This is a genomic window from Aeromonas rivuli (assembly GCF_000820045.1).
Lineage (GTDB): Bacteria > Pseudomonadota > Gammaproteobacteria > Enterobacterales > Aeromonadaceae > Aeromonas > Aeromonas rivuli.
The window spans coordinates 133604-152406 of sequence record NZ_CDBJ01000071.1; the positions used below are offsets into that span (position 1 = coordinate 133604).

General features: G+C 60.7%; 13 protein-coding genes. 5 read left to right on the forward strand and 8 right to left on the reverse strand.

All coding sequences use genetic code 11. From position 1 onward, the window contains the following. Window positions 1-281: 281 nt before the first annotated feature. The 8 genes from eco to BN1130_RS17140 all read right to left on the reverse strand — a co-directional run bounded on the left by eco (window position 282) and on the right by BN1130_RS17140 (window position 12011). Complete coding sequence (gene eco / locus BN1130_RS17105; RefSeq protein ID WP_005901610.1) at window positions 282-764, reverse strand: serine protease inhibitor ecotin; 483 nt, start codon at window positions 762-764, stop codon at window positions 282-284. A 210-nt stretch (window positions 765-974) separates the two neighbouring features. After that, on the reverse strand, window positions 975-1532 hold the full coding sequence (locus tag BN1130_RS17110; protein WP_042043452.1) for an Lcl C-terminal domain-containing protein: 558 nt from the start codon (window positions 1530-1532) through the stop codon (window positions 975-977). Beyond that, window positions 1529-2899 (reverse strand): Lcl C-terminal domain-containing protein, encoded by a 1371-nt coding sequence (locus tag BN1130_RS17115; RefSeq protein WP_042043454.1) that lies wholly within the window; start codon window positions 2897-2899, stop codon window positions 1529-1531. The genes BN1130_RS17110 and BN1130_RS17115 overlap by 4 nt, the downstream gene beginning before the upstream one ends. 52 nt (window positions 2900-2951) lie before the next feature. Then, on the reverse strand, window positions 2952-5366 hold the full coding sequence (locus BN1130_RS17120) for a proprotein convertase P-domain-containing protein (RefSeq protein ID WP_042043455.1): 2415 nt from the start codon (window positions 5364-5366) through the stop codon (window positions 2952-2954). Window positions 5367-5406: 40 nt separating this feature from the next. Further along, window positions 5407-7431 carry a prolyl oligopeptidase family serine peptidase gene (locus BN1130_RS17125; RefSeq protein ID WP_042043456.1) on the reverse strand — a complete coding sequence of 675 codons (2025 nt, stop codon included), beginning with the start codon at window positions 7429-7431 and terminating at the stop codon, window positions 5407-5409. Beyond that, a complete protein-coding gene (locus BN1130_RS17130) occupies window positions 7431-9596 on the reverse strand; it encodes a TonB-dependent hemoglobin/transferrin/lactoferrin family receptor (protein WP_042043457.1) in 2166 nt (721 codons plus the stop codon). The genes BN1130_RS17125 and BN1130_RS17130 overlap by 1 nt, the downstream gene beginning before the upstream one ends. A gap of 293 nt (window positions 9597-9889) precedes the next feature. Continuing rightward, window positions 9890-11740 (reverse strand): DUF3413 domain-containing protein, encoded by a 1851-nt coding sequence (locus BN1130_RS17135; protein WP_042043460.1) that lies wholly within the window; start codon window positions 11738-11740, stop codon window positions 9890-9892. Window positions 11741-11783: 43 nt separating this feature from the next. Next, a complete protein-coding gene (locus BN1130_RS17140; RefSeq protein WP_005901622.1) occupies window positions 11784-12011 on the reverse strand; it encodes a YejL family protein in 228 nt (75 codons plus the stop codon). Window positions 12012-12084: 73 nt separating this feature from the next. On the opposite strand from BN1130_RS17140, the gene yejK reads away from it, so the two are divergent. The 5 genes from yejK to BN1130_RS17165 all read left to right on the forward strand — a co-directional run bounded on the left by yejK (window position 12085) and on the right by BN1130_RS17165 (window position 18531). Further along, the gene (gene yejK / locus BN1130_RS17145) at window positions 12085-13131 is read left to right on the forward strand and encodes a nucleoid-associated protein YejK (protein ID WP_042043461.1); all 1047 of its coding nucleotides are present in this window, start codon (window positions 12085-12087) and stop codon (window positions 13129-13131) included. Window positions 13132-13527: 396 nt separating this feature from the next. Next, a complete protein-coding gene (gene malE, locus BN1130_RS17150) occupies window positions 13528-14709 on the forward strand; it encodes a maltose/maltodextrin ABC transporter substrate-binding protein MalE (RefSeq protein WP_042043462.1) in 1182 nt (393 codons plus the stop codon). A gap of 66 nt (window positions 14710-14775) precedes the next feature. Continuing rightward, the gene (gene malF / locus BN1130_RS17155) at window positions 14776-16425 is read left to right on the forward strand and encodes a maltose ABC transporter permease MalF (RefSeq protein ID WP_042043464.1); all 1650 of its coding nucleotides are present in this window, start codon (window positions 14776-14778) and stop codon (window positions 16423-16425) included. 10 nt (window positions 16426-16435) lie between these two features. Further along, a complete protein-coding gene (malG, locus tag BN1130_RS17160) occupies window positions 16436-17326 on the forward strand; it encodes a maltose ABC transporter permease MalG (RefSeq protein WP_042043465.1) in 891 nt (296 codons plus the stop codon). A 68-nt stretch (window positions 17327-17394) separates the two neighbouring features. Next, a complete protein-coding gene (locus BN1130_RS17165) occupies window positions 17395-18531 on the forward strand; it encodes an ABC transporter ATP-binding protein (protein ID WP_042043466.1) in 1137 nt (378 codons plus the stop codon). Window positions 18532-18803 lie beyond the last annotated feature (272 nt).

An 18803-nucleotide genomic window follows, 5' to 3' on the forward strand; every position in this document is an offset into this window, starting at 1 on the left:
TGTTCTGGTTAGTTTGACCTTTGCGGGCAAGTATCATCAGGCTTTTAAATAGTGCAAAATCAATTTTCTCACTATTTTGATAAAAATGTTTTATTGAACTATTTACCCCTGTCTGTGGTGATGATTGTTGGGGTAAGTTGGCCAAAAAGTGAGAAAAATAACGGACTTATGACGCAGCGCGTCATCCCGTTGTCATTTTTTTTGCCCATTTTTGGCAAGGAAAAGGGCGCACAGTGGCGCCCTTGTCATTCAGTTCTGAGAGCCAAACTGGCCGCCCAATGTCATTCAATCATGGCCGGTTGCGCCTGGGCATCGGCACGCCACAAGCGATAACGCACCTCGTACTCCTGGGGTATATAGATGACGAAAGGCAGCTTGGAATTGTAGTTCACGAAGAAGCCTTGGCCATAAATCTGGATGAAGCTCTCTTTCTTCTGGCCTTCCGGGCAGGCCATCAGGGTGCTGATGGGGTCGGAGACCTTGCCCAGGGTCAGGTAGTTGTAACCCCACCCCTTGACGCTGTGCTGCTCCAGGTTGCCAGCGAAGCGCGGCACGTTGCAATCCACCAGCATCTTCTTGCCGACTTGCAGCTCGACCATCATGTCGGCTTCATTCTCGACTTCCGGCAGGCGGACAACGACACGTTCCTGGTTTATCTCGGCGGCCGGGAACATGCTGATATCAAATTTTTTCGGTTCGGCGGCGAAGGCATGCCCGCTCAGCAAGAAGGCGCCCAGCAGGCTAAAACGCAATACGGTTTTCATCTGTACCTCATGGGATTGAACTATCGTCGCTAGACTAACCGCTTCACCGCCTTCATACCAGCGCTCTGCCATGCAAATCCTGCCTGTTCGGCCACACAATGACGTGATTTGGCTATTTTCTGACAGTGCGCGCAATCACTGTACTGTTTTGGCGATATCTGCTGGCCGACAGCGGTGCGCGGTGCGTCCGCTGTCGGCCAGTTCAGGGGCTTAACGCACCAGTATTAGCTGTTTTGCCCAGGCGCTGGGGGCCCGCAGACCGACGGCGCCGCTGGTGATGTCCAGATAAGCCACCGTCTTGCCCGCCGGGAAGGGGGTCGAGGACCAGAGATAGACGTAGCCGTCATTGACCTCTTTGCCCTCGCCCGCCATGGCGCGGGGGAAGATGGTCTCGTTCAATGCCGGCTTGTAGCAGGCGGATTCCAGGATGCTGGTCAGCTCCTTGATGGTGGGCAGGCGCCAGTCGGTGTGACCGCCGAAACCATGGAGGGCGTGATTGGATTCGGTGCGGATCCGCTCGGCGGTCAGCAGTGCCTGCTGCCAGTAGAGGCGAGTCGGCTCGCCACGGCAGCTCTCATTTTGCCAGGTTTGCCCCAGCTGGCAGCGCATCCAGGTCAGGCCGGAGGCGCGGTCCGTCACGGTACCGTTGCCGTGATCGAGGAAGCGGGAGCTCGGGCTGGTTCTGGGCATGCTGTCGTCGCAGATGGCGATGGCCAGTGCCAGCGGGCTACACAGACAAAGCAGCAGGGTCAGGAGAAACTTGTTCATCGGGTTACCTCGGCCACCAGGCGCAGTTGCAGGGCATTGGGGTCGTCAGGGGTTTGTACGGGAGTCGGGTAATCGGTGCCAGCGTCCTCACCCCAATAAAGCGGGGCAATGACACTGAGCGGCGCACTCTCGAGGCGACGGGAGGGGGTCAGAGTCTGACTCCAGTAATAGCCATCGAAGCCATTGAGACCGGTACCCAGATCGGGGAAGTAGCGCACATCGAGGGTGGCAATCTGCCCATCCTGCTGAGCCAGCGAGCCGTAGTGTTGCAGGCTCATCAGCTCCTGGGCGTGGGGCAGGCGCCAGTGCGCGATGCCGCACAGTTGCTGGCTGTTGAGCCATTGACGGTATTGCTCGGTTGAGCAGATGGCCTCACCACTCGGGCAGGCGTAGTCCAGCTCGGCTTGTTGGGGATGGTAGTTGCCAAACTCCCAGGCGAAGACCCGATGCAGATCCCGCGGGCTGTCCGGGTCATCCAGCTTCTTCTCCCAGACGAGGCCGGTGTTGAGATCCTCCACACAATCCCATTGAGCTGCGCTGTCCGGCAGCGGCTGCCCCTTGTTGTCGAGCTTGCGATAACGCAGGGGAGCCTGCTTGAGGCTGGCATCCTGGCCCGGATGATCCGCGGGCTCGCTGGTCAGCAGATAATCCACTCCGTCGCTGAACGTCGTGACGCCGCTGGCGGTGACCAGGGCTCTTGGCTGCTGCTGTTGCAACACGGCGCCGAGTCGGGGTTGCAGGCTGAGGAGCTCCGGACTGTCGGAAAAATGCTGACTGAGCTCGGGCAGCAGGGTGACCAGCCCCTGCCAGATCTGGCGTTGGCGCTCATCGGCGGATTGGCCCGGCAGGGTCGTGGCGTCATCGAGTGCGGCCAGCGCCAGCTCGGCGAGGGCCTGGTTGAACTCTTCCAACCGAGCCAGGGCGGCCAGATCCTGGCCCGGCTGCAGGGGGGCCAGGTCGGCCAGCAGCTTGGCCAGTGCCTGGGCTGGCGGCATCCCCTCACCGACCCGGATCTGCAACAAGGTGCTCAGGGGACTGGGCGTGAGGTGTTGTGCATCCTGGCGCGCCGCCGGGTGAGTCAGGGTCAGCGCGGCGGGATCCCTTGGGATGAACAGCAGAGGGCTGGTCAGCAGGGTGGGGGAGTGCCCCTCCAGCGGGCGAGCGCCTGCGGCGCCATTGACCTCGGGTTCACCGGCGTCACAACGATCGTTTTGATTGAGGTTGACGCACAGGGTGCCTGCCTGGGGCAGGTTGACCGTCAGGCGATAGGCCGGTGCGGCCAGTGGCGCCTCGTCCGAGTCGCCGCCACCGCAGGCGCCGAGCAGGGGAGCCAGCAAACAGGCAAGCCGGCTGTATTTCAGATTCATCTCTTGTCCTCAAAGGGGCCTGGGCCCCTCGCTGTTATTGATAGGGTCTGTGTTAACCACGACGCACGAAACGGCGCCAGAGGGCGAGCGGCAGTAGCCAGAACAGGTTGATGGCACCGCCCCCGCTGCTGTCCGCGGTGTCGAAGTGGATGATGCCGTCCTTGGGCGGCGCCACCGGCTTGCCACATTGGGCGCCGACGCGCTGGCTGATGCTCCAGCCATTCAGGCGGCCCTGCTTGCCGGGGGCGTTGTCCACGACTTCCAGGGTCCACTTGCCCGACAAGGGTTCGCCGTTGAACAGGCTCAAGGTTTGCAGGGATTGCAGTTCGGTCGGGAAGACCCCCTTGAGACGGGGCAGCGGACTGTAGCCTTTGTCCCAGATCTGGACCCGGGTGCCGGAGGGGGAGTTGAGCCAGATCTCCAGCTCGTCCAGGGCCTCGTGTTGCAAGTCCAGGGTCAGTTGCAACTGATCGCTCACCCTGGCATCGCTCTTTTCCAGCAGCAGACTGGTTTCGCTCAAGCCCTTCTCATCGCTGCTGATGGCATCGTTGAGGGTCAGTGACTGGCCGCTTGCTCGGGCGACTACCGGGGTGCCGATCGGCAGGCTCAGCGGTTGCTGCCACTGGCGCTCGCTCGGACTGGCACCCGTCAGGGCGAGGGTGATGGGCACGTCCACCACGTCGCCACAGGCGAGCGGAGCCTGGGCCAGCAGTCGCAGGGTGGTGGTCATGAGGCCGCCTGGTGCCAGGGTGCTGCTCTGCCACTGAACCGGCTCGGCCTGCAGGCCGCCGGGCAGGGCCAGGGTCAGACTGTGCAGGGTCACTGGCGTGTTGCCGGGGTTGCTGAGGTTGAGTACCACCGACTGGCGCTCACCGAGCTCGATGGCGCTGCCGTCGGCCAGAGCCATGCTGACCGGTGCCTGCAGCAGGCCGTGCTGACGGAATGCCTGTTCCAGCAGGCGACCATAGTGGCGCGCCGGATATAGCCGCTCGGCCGTGTCCACCGTGAGGCGGGCCAGCTGTGGCATGCGAATGGCGGGTCCTAAGCCGAAGTGGGACTCTATGACGAGGCGATCAAACTCGTCTCGCGCCACCTCGCCATGTTCGGCGACGGCCGCCAGCAGAGCCTGGAACAGGGGGGTGCCCCACAGCTGATCACCGTTGCTGCCGTTGATGGTTCTGTGGGCCGGATAGTTGTAGTCCGGGTGATAGCGGGCGCGCAGATCGTCCAGCTGGCGCGGGGCCCGGTCGGTGAAGCGGGCATCCCAGTTGAACACCATGGCCGGTTCGAACTGGCGACCCGCCTCGCTGCGCTGACGATGACTGGCCGCCAGATAGTCGCTGAAGCCTTCACCTATGGCGCCCCAGTCACCCTCTTCCCCGAGATCCGGCACTATGTGGTGCTGCACCGCGTGACCAAACTCGTGCCAGACAACCATGGGGTCTTCGGCATCGGGCACGCCGCTGCGGCCCAGCTCCAGCCTGCGCTCAAACGGATCGTAGAGGGAGTTGTCCTGAAAGCCGGCATCGGTGTCGATGTCGAGGGCGCCGGGGATGAGGTCGGCAAAGCCGAGCGTCTTGAGGTGGCGCTGGGCCAAGTCCAGGTGGTAGTAGGCGTTGATGTCGGCGAAGCCCGGATCGTCTCGGGTCAGGCGAAATGCCTGAGCATTGTCGGCGCGGTAGGGCGCCGTGCTGGGCTCCATGGCATCCACCACCCGGGCATGGGGGCCGCTGAGCAGATAGTCGCTGCCCTGCAGGGTGACCGGCAGCGCCACCTTGTCCTGGTAGGCGGCATCGGCAAGTACCAGGGCGTCGTGCCAGATCAGGCTGGCATCTTGCAACTGGGTACGAGGATCCGGGTCGAACACCCGGGCCAAGACGGAGACATCTCCCGCATCGGGGGCCTGTAGCGCCGTGGTGGTTGCCCTGTCTCCCCAGCGGCCGAGCTCCTCTGTGCCATCACAGCTGGCAAACAGCTGCACATGGGAGGCCTTGGCGTTGCCATCCTTGTGCTCACGAATGCGCTGGCGCAGGGCCGGCACCAGGGTCTCGCCATCGCGCCAGTACCAGGCCTCGACCAGATCGAGGGTGTCAATCTGGGCACCGGCATCGCGCAGGCTGGTCAGCAAGGGATCCAGATTGCCACTGGCATCGCAGCCCGGCAGGCTGGTCTGAAGGGGGCGCAGGTTGTGGTAGAGGCGCCAGGGCTTGCCGGCGCTGTCTATGCTGACGGCCGCCTGGGTGGTGGCCACCGGCAGGCCGTTGACCAGCATGCGGAAGCTATGGTGGTGGCCGAGCAGGCTGGCCTTGTCGTAGTCGGGGGCAAGGGTCACGCCGAGGCGAGTCTCCAGCCAGGCTCGGGGCGTGGCGGTCAGCGGCGCCTCATCGACAAATTGCAGCTCTGCCGCACAGAGGGGTTGGGCGAGCAGGGTCGCCGCCAGCCAGAGGGCCAGGGAAGAGGGTTTCATGGATGACTCCAAAACGGGATTGAAAGAGTGAGGCATGGCATCAGGGGGTGACCCCGGCCAGGTTGAGCAAGAAGGCATATTCGCGGGCGGCCTGCTGCTGCGCCGTGCCCGCGCTGGCCAGATGTCCGCCGTCGAGCTCGGTGCTGAGCAGATAGGGGCCGGCCGCGGTGCTCTGCTCCCGCAGACGGGCCATCCACTTCAGCGGCTCCCAGTAAGGCACCTGACTGTCATAGAGTCCGGCCGTCACATAGAGGGGCGGGTAGGGCGCAGCATGCAGGTTGTCATAGGGGCTCAGGCGGCGCATGGCGGCGTAGTCCGCCGGCTTGGCCGGGTTGCCCCACTCGGCATACTCCTGGCGGGTGAGCGGCAGTTCGGGATCGCTCATGGTGCCGAGCAAGTCGACGAAGGGCACCTGCAACAGGGCGCCAGCGAAGCGGGTAGGGGCCTGATTGAGCGCCGCCGCCACCAGCAGGCCGCCGGCGCTGCCGCCCATGGCGAACAGCCGGGCAGCGTCGATGGCGGGATCCCGCGCCAGGGCATCGGCGACGGCCAGGAAGTCATCCACGCTGTGCTGTTTGCGCTGACCCCGGCCGTCTTGATACCAGCCATCTCCCAGCAGACCGCCGCCACGCACATGGGCGATGGCGTAGACGAAACCACGATCGAGCAGGCTCAACACCTGAGGCTGGTAGTAGGGGCGCATGGGGGTGCCATAGGCGCCATAGCCATAGAGCAGCAGCGCCTTGGGGGTCTTGATCTCTTTGCGCCACACCAGGGAGACCGGCACCCGGGCGCCGTCCTTGCCCAGGACCCAGCGCCGTTCGCTCTGATAGACAGAGGCCGCTGCCTGAGTGGCATCGCTCAGCCATTGCCCCGAGTCCAGATCCAGCCAGCGTTGATGCGGGGCCTCGGCCATACCCTGGCGGCGGATCAACAGGTGCTGGCTGGCCGGATCCTGAGCGCCCTGGATCCAGGCCGTACCCGCCCCTTCGGTGAGCGGCAGGCTGTGGCGCAGTTGGCCGTTGGCATCGAGCACATCGAGCCAGTCATCGCCATCCTTGCGGTATTGCAGCACGGTGTGATTGGCAAACAGGCGCCACTTCTCGAGGGTGCGGCCCTGACCGGGCCAACGCAGCTGCCACTTGCCTTGCCTCAGTGCGGCCAGGCTGCTGGCCTGGTAGAGGCCAAGCTCGCCATCCCGGTTGCTCTTGAGCAGCACCCGCTCTCCCAGGGTATCGAGGTAGTACTCCACCCCGGGTTGGCGGGCCTTGAGCAGGGCGGCGCCACCATCATCCAGCAGGTATTGCTCCGAGCTGTTGTGGTTGTTGCTCTGCAAGATGAGGTGACGCTGGTCGGTGGTGCGATAGAGACTGAGCAGCCAGGCGGCATCCATCTCCTGATGGATCAGCCGCTCCTTGCCCCCTTGCCAGGCCCACAGTTGCCAGGGGCGCAGGGTATTGCGCTCGTTGGCCAGGGTATAGAGGGTCTTGCCATCCAGGCTCCAGAGCAGATCGCTGGCGCGGTGTGGCAAAGAGGCGAGCGTCTCGCCGCTCGCCAGATCCAGCAGGCTGATGCGGTAATCCCTGTCGCCACGGCTATCTTCGGCCAGCGCCAGCCAGCGCCCATCGGGATGCAGCGACCAGCTGGCGAGCTCGTAGTAGCCCTCCCCTGGTTGACGCGGGGCCAGCCGCTGGCGGGGGGTGGCCTGCTCATCGGTCCGCTGCCACAGGCTGCCGTCCGCTTTCATGCGCCACTGGCTGCCCGCCAGGCTCAGCCACTCCTCTGGTAGAGGCTCGCCCCGTTCTCTGGCCTGCCACTCGGTTAGCAGTTGCTGTGCCAGTGCTTGCTGGCCGCTGAGCTGTTGCTCGGTCCAGCGATTCTGCTCGCGCAGCAGCGTCAGCAATTCGGGGGAGCGGCGGCTGTCGTCACGCCAGCCGCCATAGGGATCGACCCGAGCAATCTCGCCCTGCATCAGCAAGGGACGTTTGGGGATGGGGGGCGCTTCCTCAGAGGCCTGGGAGGCAGGGGCCGCCAGCAGGGCGGCCAGGATCAGTAGGTGCTGCATCAGATCCCCACGAAGGTGTAGCGCAGGCTGGCGCTCAGGGAGCGACCGGTCTGGGTGAACAGATCGGCATTGGTGCCCGCCTCCAGCCCGGCCACATCCTGATAGCGGGTGTAGCGGGTGTCGAACAGGTTATCGAGCTTGAGATTGACCTTGAGGGCATCGGTGATCAGCCAGTCGGCGGTCATGGCGAGGCTGAACCAGCCCGCGCTCTTGAGGCAGTCACTCTGGCTGCTGGTCAGGTTGCTGCCGCAGCTGGGCACCCGGCTCATGGCGGCGGCGTAGTCGGCCTGCACCCCGACGCTCCAGTCGTTGGCCTGATAGCTCAGGCGAGTGTTGCCCTCCAGCGGGGTGAGGGTGCGCAAGGCCTCGCCCTCGCTATCTTCCCCATCGACCCAGCCGAGCTTGGTGGCGAGCTCCCATTGCTGGGTCAGCCAGTAGCTGGCGGCCACTTCGGCGCCCCAGGTCTCGGCCTTGGCCACGTTGCGGTACTGGCGCAGGATGACGCCGTCGCGCAGCCGCAGCCCGACTTCACGCCAGTCGATGAAGTTGTAGTAACGGTTGTAGAAGAGCGCCGGTTTGATGCTCCAGTGCTCACCCTCGCCGCCAAGGCCCCACTCGAAGCTGTGGCTGGTCTCTTCCTGCAGCTCGGTGTTGGCGATGATCTCGAACGGCGGCAGGGCAAAGTAGTGGGGGATGTTGCCGTACACCTTGTCATAGGAGGGGGCACGGAAACCGTTGGCGTAGCTGAGCCAGCTGCGCCACTGGTCGTTGAAGCGGTAGCTGGTGGCCAGGCTCGGGGAGATATGCCAGCTGTGGTTCTCGCCATTGCTGCCATCCAGCGGTTGCAGCCACTGATGATCCATGCGCAGGGTCGGGGTGAACTGCCACTGACCCAGGGTCGCCACGTCGCTGAGCCAGATCCCGGCCCGGTCGGTGCGGGCCCGGCTGAACGGCGCCGACTGCTGGGGCTGGGGCACGCCCGCCTCCAGACTCAGCTTGTCCACCGGTCGCTCATGGTTGGTGCGCTCCAGCTCCATGCCATAGCTCAACTTGTGGCCGAAGTCGCCGGTGGTCAGATCCCGGCGCACATCCAGCGCGCTGCCGATCCGCTCTTCGGTGAAGGTGGCCAGTTCCCGCTCGCTGCGATAGCGCGGGTAGCCGCTCAGCTCGTCGTTTTGCAGCAGGCTGCGCTTGTTGGCCGTGTTCTTGGCGTGGTTGCCATAGAGGTTCCAGCTGAACTGATCCGCCAGCAGGCTGTCGAGGCGGCTCGCCTCCCAGCTCAGCTTGCCGCCCTGGGTCTTTTGCGACGCATTCTCGCGGTAATCGCGTACCTGCCACTTGCCGTCGGGCTGGGGCACTTCGCGGGGTCCCTGATCCCGGTAGGCATTGTCCTCGAAGTAGTCGAGCTCGAGGCGCAGCAGGTGGTGCTCATTCAAGTCGAAACGGGAGCTGGTGGAGGCGCTGAGGCCGTCCAGATCCGCCGGGATGCGACTCTCGTCATAGTTGGCGGTCTCGTGTCCCTGCCAGCCGGAAACGCGCAGCAGGTGCTCGGTATCCAGCAGGCGGGCTGCGCCGGTGGCGCTCAGTTTTTGCTTGGCGCTGCTGCCATCGTGCAGGATCTTGCTGCTCAGATAGGCATCCTGGCCCTGCAGGTAGTCTTCCGGCTGCTTGGTGCTGATGACGATGGTGCCGCCGATGGCGTCGGAGCCGTGCAGGGAAGAGCCCGCCCCCTTGGCCACTTCGATCTGCTTGACGTCATCGAGATCGAAGCTGAAACGGCCCACCTTGTCGTTGAGATCATCGGCGCCGAAGCCATCGCTGACCCGCACCCCATCCTTGATGATCAATACCCGGTTGCCGCCCATGCCGCGGATGATGATGTTTTGCGGCCGCCCGGCGGAGCCGGTCACCGAGACACCGGGTTCATTCTTGAACACGTCGGTGAGTTCGGTGGCCACCTGGCGATCCAGGTCCTCCTCGGTGATGACGGTGATGGAGCCCGAGACGTCGGACAGCTTCTGCTCTATCCGCTGGCCCTTGACCACTATGGTCTCGCGCGCCTTGAGGGTGGGATTGATGTCAGTGGCGTCGATCCTGGCCGGATCGCTGGCGGCCAGGGCTGTACCGGACAGCAGCATGGGCCAGTAGTGCAGTGGTGTTTTCATTGTTGATAATGATTATTATTTGAGCCTGAAGGGCGCGGATTATTGCAGACTCATTAGGGCAGATCAACAGTTGATAATAATTATCATTGTCATCGTACTGAATTGATATTATTGATATTTGTGACAGTTATTCAATGAGGGGTGGTGCTGCTTGGTCTGATTGAAGAAGGCAGAGTGTGATAGCGATGCAACTCGGGGAGGTGAGAGACGAGACTGGTGGGAGGGGAGTTGGATTCCGTGCACATACGACAGAGCCCGCCATGAGGCGGGCTCTGTCGAGGGGGCTGGCTCAATCAGGGGGCGCGGTAGAAACGGTTCAGCTCGTTCATCACCTGGATCATGGCGCCCATGTCCGGAGTGCCGTGCTTGATCTGGCGATAACTGTCCCAGTCACGCAACTCGAAGTCACCCTGCTTGTTGAACTCAGTGATGGTCTTGTCCTGATAGATGGCAAAGTTCTGTTGATCGCCAGCCAGCAGCCAGTTGCGCTGGCCAGGATCGAACAGATTGCGGCCACTGCTGTAGTCGCGTTCAGGATTGCGCACCCCCAGCATATTGGGCATCAGGGTGGGCACCAAATCCATATGGCTGGTACCCGTATCAATGTTTGCCGCGGCCTTGCCCGGCCAGGCCAGCACCAGAGGGACCTGCACCTGGTAACGGGAATAATTGGTTCCCGATCCCCAGCTGTTGCGATCCGTGTCGTTGAACTCCTGACCATGGTCGGAGGTGATCACCACTATGGTGTCATCGCTGAGCCCTTTTTGCTGCAACTCGGCCAGCATCTGCTCGAGCAGCTGATCGGCGTAGAAGACAGCGTTCTTGTAACGGTTCTCCAGCTTCTGGCGATTCTCGGCGCGATAGGCGGTGGCCGGATTGAACTTGGTCAGTTCGGGCTGGAAGGGGCCCTTGATCTCGGCGGGTAGCTGATAGGCACCCGGGCTGGATAGATAGACAAACGAGAACCATGGTCTGTCGTTCGGGCGCTCACCCAGCCACTGTTGCCAGTCTGCAACCAGCTTGCCATCATCCTGCTGGCGGGAGACAAACACCTGCTTGCGCAGGCCGGCGAGTATGCTCCGGCGATACTTATCGGCATCATCAAGGGAGCCAAACAGACCGAATTCGTAATCCTGGCGCAGCATCTCATCCAGCAGCACTGGCGGGGTCTTGTCGAGGCGGATGTCGTTGTAGTAGTGACCGGGCAGGCCATAAAACAGGCTGAACATGCCCATCACATCGTCGTTGCCACCGCTCAGGTGCTGACGGAAGTTGAGGTGCTGGTCTGCATAGCGTTGCAGATTGGGCATATTGATGCTGTTGAGCATGTCATAGCGCAGCGAGTCCACCACCACGATCAGCAGATTTTGATGATTGCTGGGCGCATTGACGCTGAGCGGGCGCAGCGGATAGCGCAGCCGGCTCTCGCCATCCCCATCCTGGGACTGGGCCTCTTTCTCGTACTGATCCAGGTCCAGCCAGCCATGCTTGGCCAGGAAGCTCTTGGCGGTCATGGGGTAGGAGAGCGGGAAGTTTGCCTTCTGCATGGTGATGGGCTGATACAGGGTCGCATCTGCCCAGCTGTTGACCACGTGGGTCAGAATAAAGCAGCCGAGCAGGGCCAGGCCCACATGGCTGCCATACTGACGGCGCTTGCGCTTGTTGATCTTGCGCCACACATAGGCCGACAGCAGCAGTTGCAGCAGGAAGATGGTCGGCACCGCCACGAAGATGATGCTCCAGATAGAGCCTTGCTCCGTCTGGGCTTGCTCCAATAGCAGCTGCCATACCTGCCCATTGAGGTGGAACTTGAACAGCCGGAACACCTGGGTGTCGATGAGCAGGAGCACTAGCGCCAGGGTCGCCACTATGGCCGAGACGAACCTCAGTGCCTTCTCTTTGGGAAGCACGAAACTCAGGGGGAATATGGTCAGCAGATAGGTGACGAAACTCAGGAAGGAGAAGTGGCCTATCCAGCTGATGATGAGATAGACGATCCCGAGAGTCGTCGATGGCCAGCTGATGGCACCCAGATAGCGGGTGGCGATCAGCATGGCCAGGATGATGTTGAAGAAGGAGAACCAATGCCCCCAGGTGATCAGGCGGGAAACGTTATCACGATAGGGGTTGCCGGTTTCGACCATAGTGATCCATCTACTTGAAAAACATCAAAGAATGCGGAGAAACTCAGTGAGCATCGCGACGGTGATCCACCGAGGCAGTGAGCGCCTGGATGTATTTTTCGGTGATCGCCTGACGCTGGGCCGGGGCCATACCATTGATGATATTGGTGGTCAGGTTGCCAAGCACCATCAGACTGAGATCCACCGGCGCCTTGTGTTTTTCCAGGGCGGTGATCAGGTCGTTCATCAGGGCGTCAAACTGCTCGTTATTGTACTTTGATACGATGGGCATAATCTTCAGTTCATCTCAGTTCAAAGCGACTTATAATACTCCACCCTTTCGGCTAACACTATGGCTTTGTGACATGAGTCTCGATATCGACAAGATCATTCTTCACTCCCTGCGCAGTGGCAGCGGCGGTCAGCCCCAGGCCGATACTCGCAGCCAGACACTGACCCCCGACGAGGCCGTTCAGGGGCTGATGGCGGAGCTGCATCGCATCTATAACGGCAAAGGCGGCAAAGGATTTGGTTACTTCGCCGAGGGCGAGGAGGGGGCAGAGGCGGCCGAGGGGGATGATGCCCCCAAACCGGCCTCTCCGCTGTTTCGCATCGCCCTCGAACAACTGCTCGCCGGACAGAGCGACTTCGTCCCCTTCTCGGTCTCCATGACCCAGCACCTGGTCAAGACCCTGGTCGACCATGCTCTGGATGAACAAGGGGTACTGCTGTTTGCCAAATACAACTATGTGGGGGTCGACTATCTGTTGGTCGCCCTGCTGGAGGGCAAGGAGAGCGTGACGGTGAGTGAAGCCCTCGAGCTCAGCCATATCCAGTATCTGGATATCGGCAAACTCAATCTGGTGGCGCGTATCGATCTGACCGAATGGAAGACTCAGCCCGAGTCGCGTCGGTATATCACCTTCAGCAAGGGGCGGGTTGGCCGCAAGTTGGGGGATTTCTTCCTCGACTTATTAGGTGCCCGTGAAGGCATGGATGCCAAGCTGCAAAATAAAGGGTTATTGCAGGCGGTAGAGGATTATTGCGCCACTCAGCAGCTTGAGCCGCAAGAGCGCAACGATTACAAGAAACAGGTCTTCAAATATTGCACCGAACAGGCCAGTGCCGGTGAAGAGATCGAGATCCGTGAACTCTCGGCGGAATTACCCGGCGGTAACGACCTCGATTTCTATAGCTTTATTGGCAAGGAATATGAGTTGGAGGATCGCTTCCCGCCAGACAGATCCACCCTGCGGGGGCTGACCAAGTTCGTCGGCTCCGGTGGCGGTCTGACCCTGAGTTTTGAACAGAAGCTGCTGGGCAGCCGGGTCTTCTATGATCCCCAAACCGACACCCTGACTATCCGCGGCGTGCCGCCCAATTTGAAGGATCAGCTGACCCGATCGTCATAATGTGATCCAACCCGGGTTTCTGGTAAAAAGGCACCGCAGTTCGCTGCGGTGCCTTTTTATTTGGCGGGCAGGGGAGGCAAGAAACTGACCAAGTGCTTTAGTTAGCAAATTAAACAATGAATCAACGATGAAAGGGTTTTCATGAGAGTGAAAACCCTTTCATTTATGTAATTATGTTTCAGTAAGGTAACTTAATTTCTCCATCGGTCAGAAATAATGGCCATAAAATGCGATAACCCCCTGAAACAAGAAAATGTTTTCAGAACTTTCCGGAAGGAAATACGTAATTGCATTTCAAAAATGCGAGTTGCGTCATGTGAGGCATCTGAGGCTTGGGATAATATTCATCCCGCACACAATGCTCTTGCAGCGCGGAACAACAACAAGGAAAGGCTCATGAAAAAGACATTACTCTCCTCTCTGATTGGTTTGGCTACCCTGGGTGTGGCTTGCACTGCCACCGCCGCCATTGATGAGGGTCAGCTGACGATCTGGATCAACGGTGACAAGGGATATAACGGTCTGGCCGAAGTGGGTAAGAAATTTGAAGCCGAAACCGGCATCAAGGTGACAGTGGCTCACCCGGATCAGGTTGAAGTGAAATTCCAGCAAGCGGCCGCGACCGGCAACGGTCCGGACATCTTCCTGTGGGCCCATGACCGCTACGGCGAATGGGTCAAGTCAGGCCTGCTGGTGCCCGTGACCCCGAATGCCGACGAGAAAGCCAAGTTCGAACAGTTTGCCTGGGATGCCATGTCTGTGGATGGCAAGACCTACGGTTATCCGGTCGCTGTCGAAGCCGTGAGCCTGATCTATAACAAAGACCTGCTGCCAGAGCCGCCCAAGACCTTCGAAGAGATCGCCAAGATCGACGAGACCCTCAAGAAGGATGGCAAGCGCGCCATCATGTGGGCCTACGACACTCCTTACTTCAGCTACCCGCTGGTGGCTGCCAATGGGGGTTATGCCTTCAAGAAGACCGCGACCGGTTATGACGTCAAGGATACCGGCGTGAACAACGCGGGTGCCAAGGCGGGGGTGGGCTACATCGCCGACATGATCAAGTCCGGTCACCTGGAGAAGGGCATCGACTACGGCGTCATGGATGCGAAATTCAACAAGGGTGAAGTGGCCATGATGATCAATGGTCCCTGGGCCTGGAGCAACCTGGACAAGAGCGGCATCAAGTATGGCGTTGCGCCGCTGCCGACCCTGAACGGCAAACCGGCCAAGGCCTTCGTTGGCGTACTGGGTGCCACCATCAACGCCGCCAGCCCGAACAAGGATCTGGCCGTCGAGTTCCTGGAGAACTACCTGCTGACTGACAAGGGTCTGGCCGCAGTGAATGCTGACAAGCCCCTCGGCGCCGTGGCACTCAAGTCTTTCCAGAAGACCCTGGAGTCTGATGCCAACATCAAAGCCACCATGATGAACGCCCAGAATGGTGAGCCGATGCCATCCGTGCCCGAGATGAGCCGTTTCTGGTCTTCCTTTGAAACTGCCCTCAAGAACGTGACGTCCGGTCGTCAAGGCGTTGACGAAGCCCTGGATACCGCTGCCAAGCGTATCGTTCAGTAAGTATCTACCAGGGAGGCCCGCGGGCCTCCCACCTCTTCTTTCCTTGGCGTAATAAGGTTAATTGGCATGGAAGTAGTACCTTCTCTCAAATCCTATGCCGGTCCCAATGACAAGCACACCTGGCTTAAGTGGACCATGGCGGCGCTGATTGCCGTGCTCAACGGCTATGCGGCCGTGATGATGTATGCCAGTGGCGAGTGGGTGTTTGCCTTGCTCGATCTGCTGGTGGTCTCCGTTGGCCTCTATGTCTTCATGAACAAGAAGACCTATGCACACCGTTACATCTTCCCGGGTGTGGCAGGCATGGTGGTCTTCATCATATTCCCGCTGGCTTACACCATAGGGATAGCGTTTACCAACTATTCAGGCGCGAACTTGCTCTCGGTCGAGCAGGCGCGCAATTACCATCTCAAGAAGAGCTACAAGGTCGCCGGTGGCGAGTTTGATTTCACGCTGCTCAAGGGTGAGAACAACCAGTATCAGCTGCTGCTCACTCAGGATGGTCGCCATTTTGTCAGCCCGCAGATGACGCTGATGGACAACAAGGCGCGTAGCCTGGCCGCGGGGCAAGGCCCGGTGAACGGTGCCGAGCAACAGGTCACACTGAGCCCCCTCGAAGGGGAGCCTGGCCTGCCGGCAGCGCCGATCCGCGAGATCATCGCCCACAAGACCCATCTCTCCGAGCTGGATCTGCTGCTGCCCGAGGGCGGCATACAGCTCACCATGAGCAGCCTGCGCAAGTTTGCCGCGCAAAAGCCGCTCTATACCCAGCTGGTTGATGGCGCCGTGCTGAAATCCGGGGTGATGCTCAAGGAGAGCAATCTGCTGCGTGATAACCAGAGTGGCGAGCTGATGATGCCCAATACAGAGACGGGTTTTTATCAGTACATCGACGAGCAGGGCCAGTTTGTCGGCAAGAGCGTGGCGCCAGGCTTCGTGGTCGCAGTGGGCTGGAAGAACTTCACCCGCATCCTCACCGATCCGGGTATCCAGGGACCCTTCTTCCAGATCTTCATCTGGACCGTCATCTTCTCCACCTGCTCTGTGGTGCTGACCCTGGCCATCGGCATGGTCGTCGCCTGCCTGGTACAGTGGGAGCAGCTCAAAGGACGGGGATTTTATCGGGTCATGCTGATCCTGCCCTACGCCATCCCGGCCTTTATCTCCATCCTGGTGTTCAAGGGCTTGTTCAACCAGAACTTCGGTGAGATCAACCTCTTCCTGGAAGCGGCATTCGGCATCAAACCGGACTGGTACACCAGCCCCTTCCTGGCCAAGACGATGATCCTCATCGTCAATACCTGGCTCGGCTACCCCTACATGATGATCCTCTGCATGGGGCTGCTCAAAGCCATCCCGGAAGATCTCTATGAGGCGTCTGCCATGGACGGCGCCGGCCCGGTGCAGAACTTCTTCAAGATCACGGTGCCGCTGTTGATGAAGCCGCTCACCCCGCTGCTGATTGCCTCCTTTGCCTTCAACTTCAATAACTTCGTGTTAATCCAGTTGTTGACCAATGGTGCGCCGGACATCATAGGCGCCAGTACCCCGGCCGGCACCACGGACTTGCTGGTGAGCTACACCTACCGGATCGCGTTCCAGGGTTCGGGTGGCCAGGACTACGGTCTGGCCAGCGCCATCGCCACCGCCATCTTCCTGATTGTCGGGGCATTGGCACTGCTCAACCTCAAGCTTTCCAAAGCTGAACAACTGTAAGGGGAGCTATATGGCTATCGTACAACCTAAATCTGTCAAGTACCGGGTGTGGGCCACTCACCTGGTGATGTGGGGCTTCCTGGCAGTGATCATCTTCCCGCTGATCATGGTCATCGCCATCTCGTTTCGAAACGGCAACTTCTCGGTGGGGGAGATCATCCCCTCCAACCCCACGCTTGATCACTGGAAGCTGGCGTTGGGCATGACCATCACCAACGCCGATGGCAGTGTGACACCGCCTCCCTTCCCGGTACTGACCTGGCTGTGGAACTCCATCAAGGTGGCCGGCATCACGGCGCTGATGATAGTGGTGCTCTCCACCACCTGCGCCTATGCCTTTGCCCGCCTGCGTTTTCGCGGCAAGCAGACCATCTTGAAGGGCATGCTGATCTTCCAGATGTTCCCGGCGGTGCTGGCGCTGGTCGCCATCTATGCGCTGTTCAACAAGATAGGGGAGTACATTCCCTGGCTTGGCCTCAACACCCACGGTGGCCTGATCCTGGCCTACATGGGGGGCATAGCGCTGCACGTGTGGACCATCAAGGGTTACTTCGAGACCATCGACTCCTCCTTGGAGGAGGCGGCGGCCATCGACGGCGCCACTCCCTGGCAGGCGTTCAGGTTGATCCTGCTGCCCCTGTCGGTACCCATATTGGCGGTGGTGTTCATCCTCTCCTTCATCGGTGCCATTACCGAGGTGCCCATGGCCTCCATCCTGCTGCAGGATGTGAACAACCTGACCCTGGCGGTCGGTGCCCAGCAGTACCTCTATCCACAGAACTACCTGTGGGGTGACTTCGCCGCAGCTGCCGTGCTATCCGGCCTGCCCATCACCCTGGTGTTCTTGCTGGCCCAGCGTTGGCTGGTCGGTGGCCTGACAGCCGGTGGCGTCAAGGGCTGATGTTTTATGGCAGGGAGAGACATCTCCCCGCTATCACGATTTGCACAGATTCAAGAGCGGAGCTCGTCATGGCTGAAGTAGTACTCAACAACGTTCGCAAGAATTACGACCCGGCTGTCCACAAGGACACGCTGCGCAATATCAACCTCTCCATCAAGGAGGGAGAGTTCATCGTCTTCGTCGGCCCGTCAGGCTGCGGCAAATCGACCCTGCTGCGGATGATCGCGGGCCTTGAGGACATCACCAGTGGCGAGCTGACCATAGGTGGCCGTTACATGAACGACGTGCCGCCGGTGGAGCGCAACGTCGGCATGGTGTTCCAGTCCTATGCCCTCTACCCGCACATGAACATCTACGAGAACATGGCCTTTGGCCTCAAGATCAAGAAGATGGGCAAGGACGATATTCACAAGCGGGTGATGCGTGCCGCCGAGATCCTCGGCCTGGAGCCTCTGCTTGAGCGCAAACCCAAGGCGCTCTCCGGCGGTCAGCGCCAGCGGGTCGCCATCGGTCGCTCCATCGTCCAGCAGCCGCAGGTATTCCTGTTCGATGAGCCGCTCTCCAACCTGGATGCCGCCCTGCGGGTCAAGATGCGCATCGAGATAGCCAAGCTGCACAAGGAGCTCAACTCCACCATCATCTATGTGACCCACGATCAGATTGAGGCCATGACCCTCGCCAATCGCATCGTGGTGTTGAGCCCGCTCAAGGGGGAGGCAACCAGCAATCTGGAGCAGTTCGGTACGCCGCTGGATCTCTACCACAACCCGGACAACAAGTTCGTGGCAGGCTTCATCGGCTCACCCAAGATGAACTTCCTCAGCGGCGAGCTGGCCGAGATCGGCGAGCAGGAGTGTCTGATCAAGCTGGTGTCGGGGGATAGGGTGCGTGCTCGCGTCGATGCCCGTCGCGCCGCGGTCGGTGACAAGGTGGAACTGGGGGTGCGTCCCGAGCACCTGGTGACCCTGGATCACCCCCATGCACACAGCAAGGTCACCGGGCAGGTGCAGGTCGCTGAACACCTGGGCGCCGAGTCCTTCATCTACATGGACGTGGAAGGCCATGATTTTACCGTCAAGGCCAATGCGGACATCGAGGTGAGCAGCGGTCAATCCTACAGCGTCGGCATCCCGGCCGAGGCCTGCTACCTGTTCGATAGCAAGGAGCAGGCTTTCCCCCGTACAGCCAAATACATTCGTGGTTGACCATCAGCCCGGAGGGGCCAGGGGCTTCCTGGCCTGACTTTTCATGCAATGCCTTTTGCCGGTCGTGAGACCGGCTTTTTATTGGCACAGGGATTCAGGGGGGATCACTGCTTAGGGTCGACGGCTTTGCCTCTGCCTTGAGGTGACTCTGCTGCGGTTGCCTGGGCGGCATTGGCCGGTAGCTCGGCAGGCACCCCTTTAGGACGTGGGGCTGCTTTAGTGGCAGGTGTTACCGCTGCCGTTTTCTTTGCCGGGGCTGCGTTGGCGGCAGG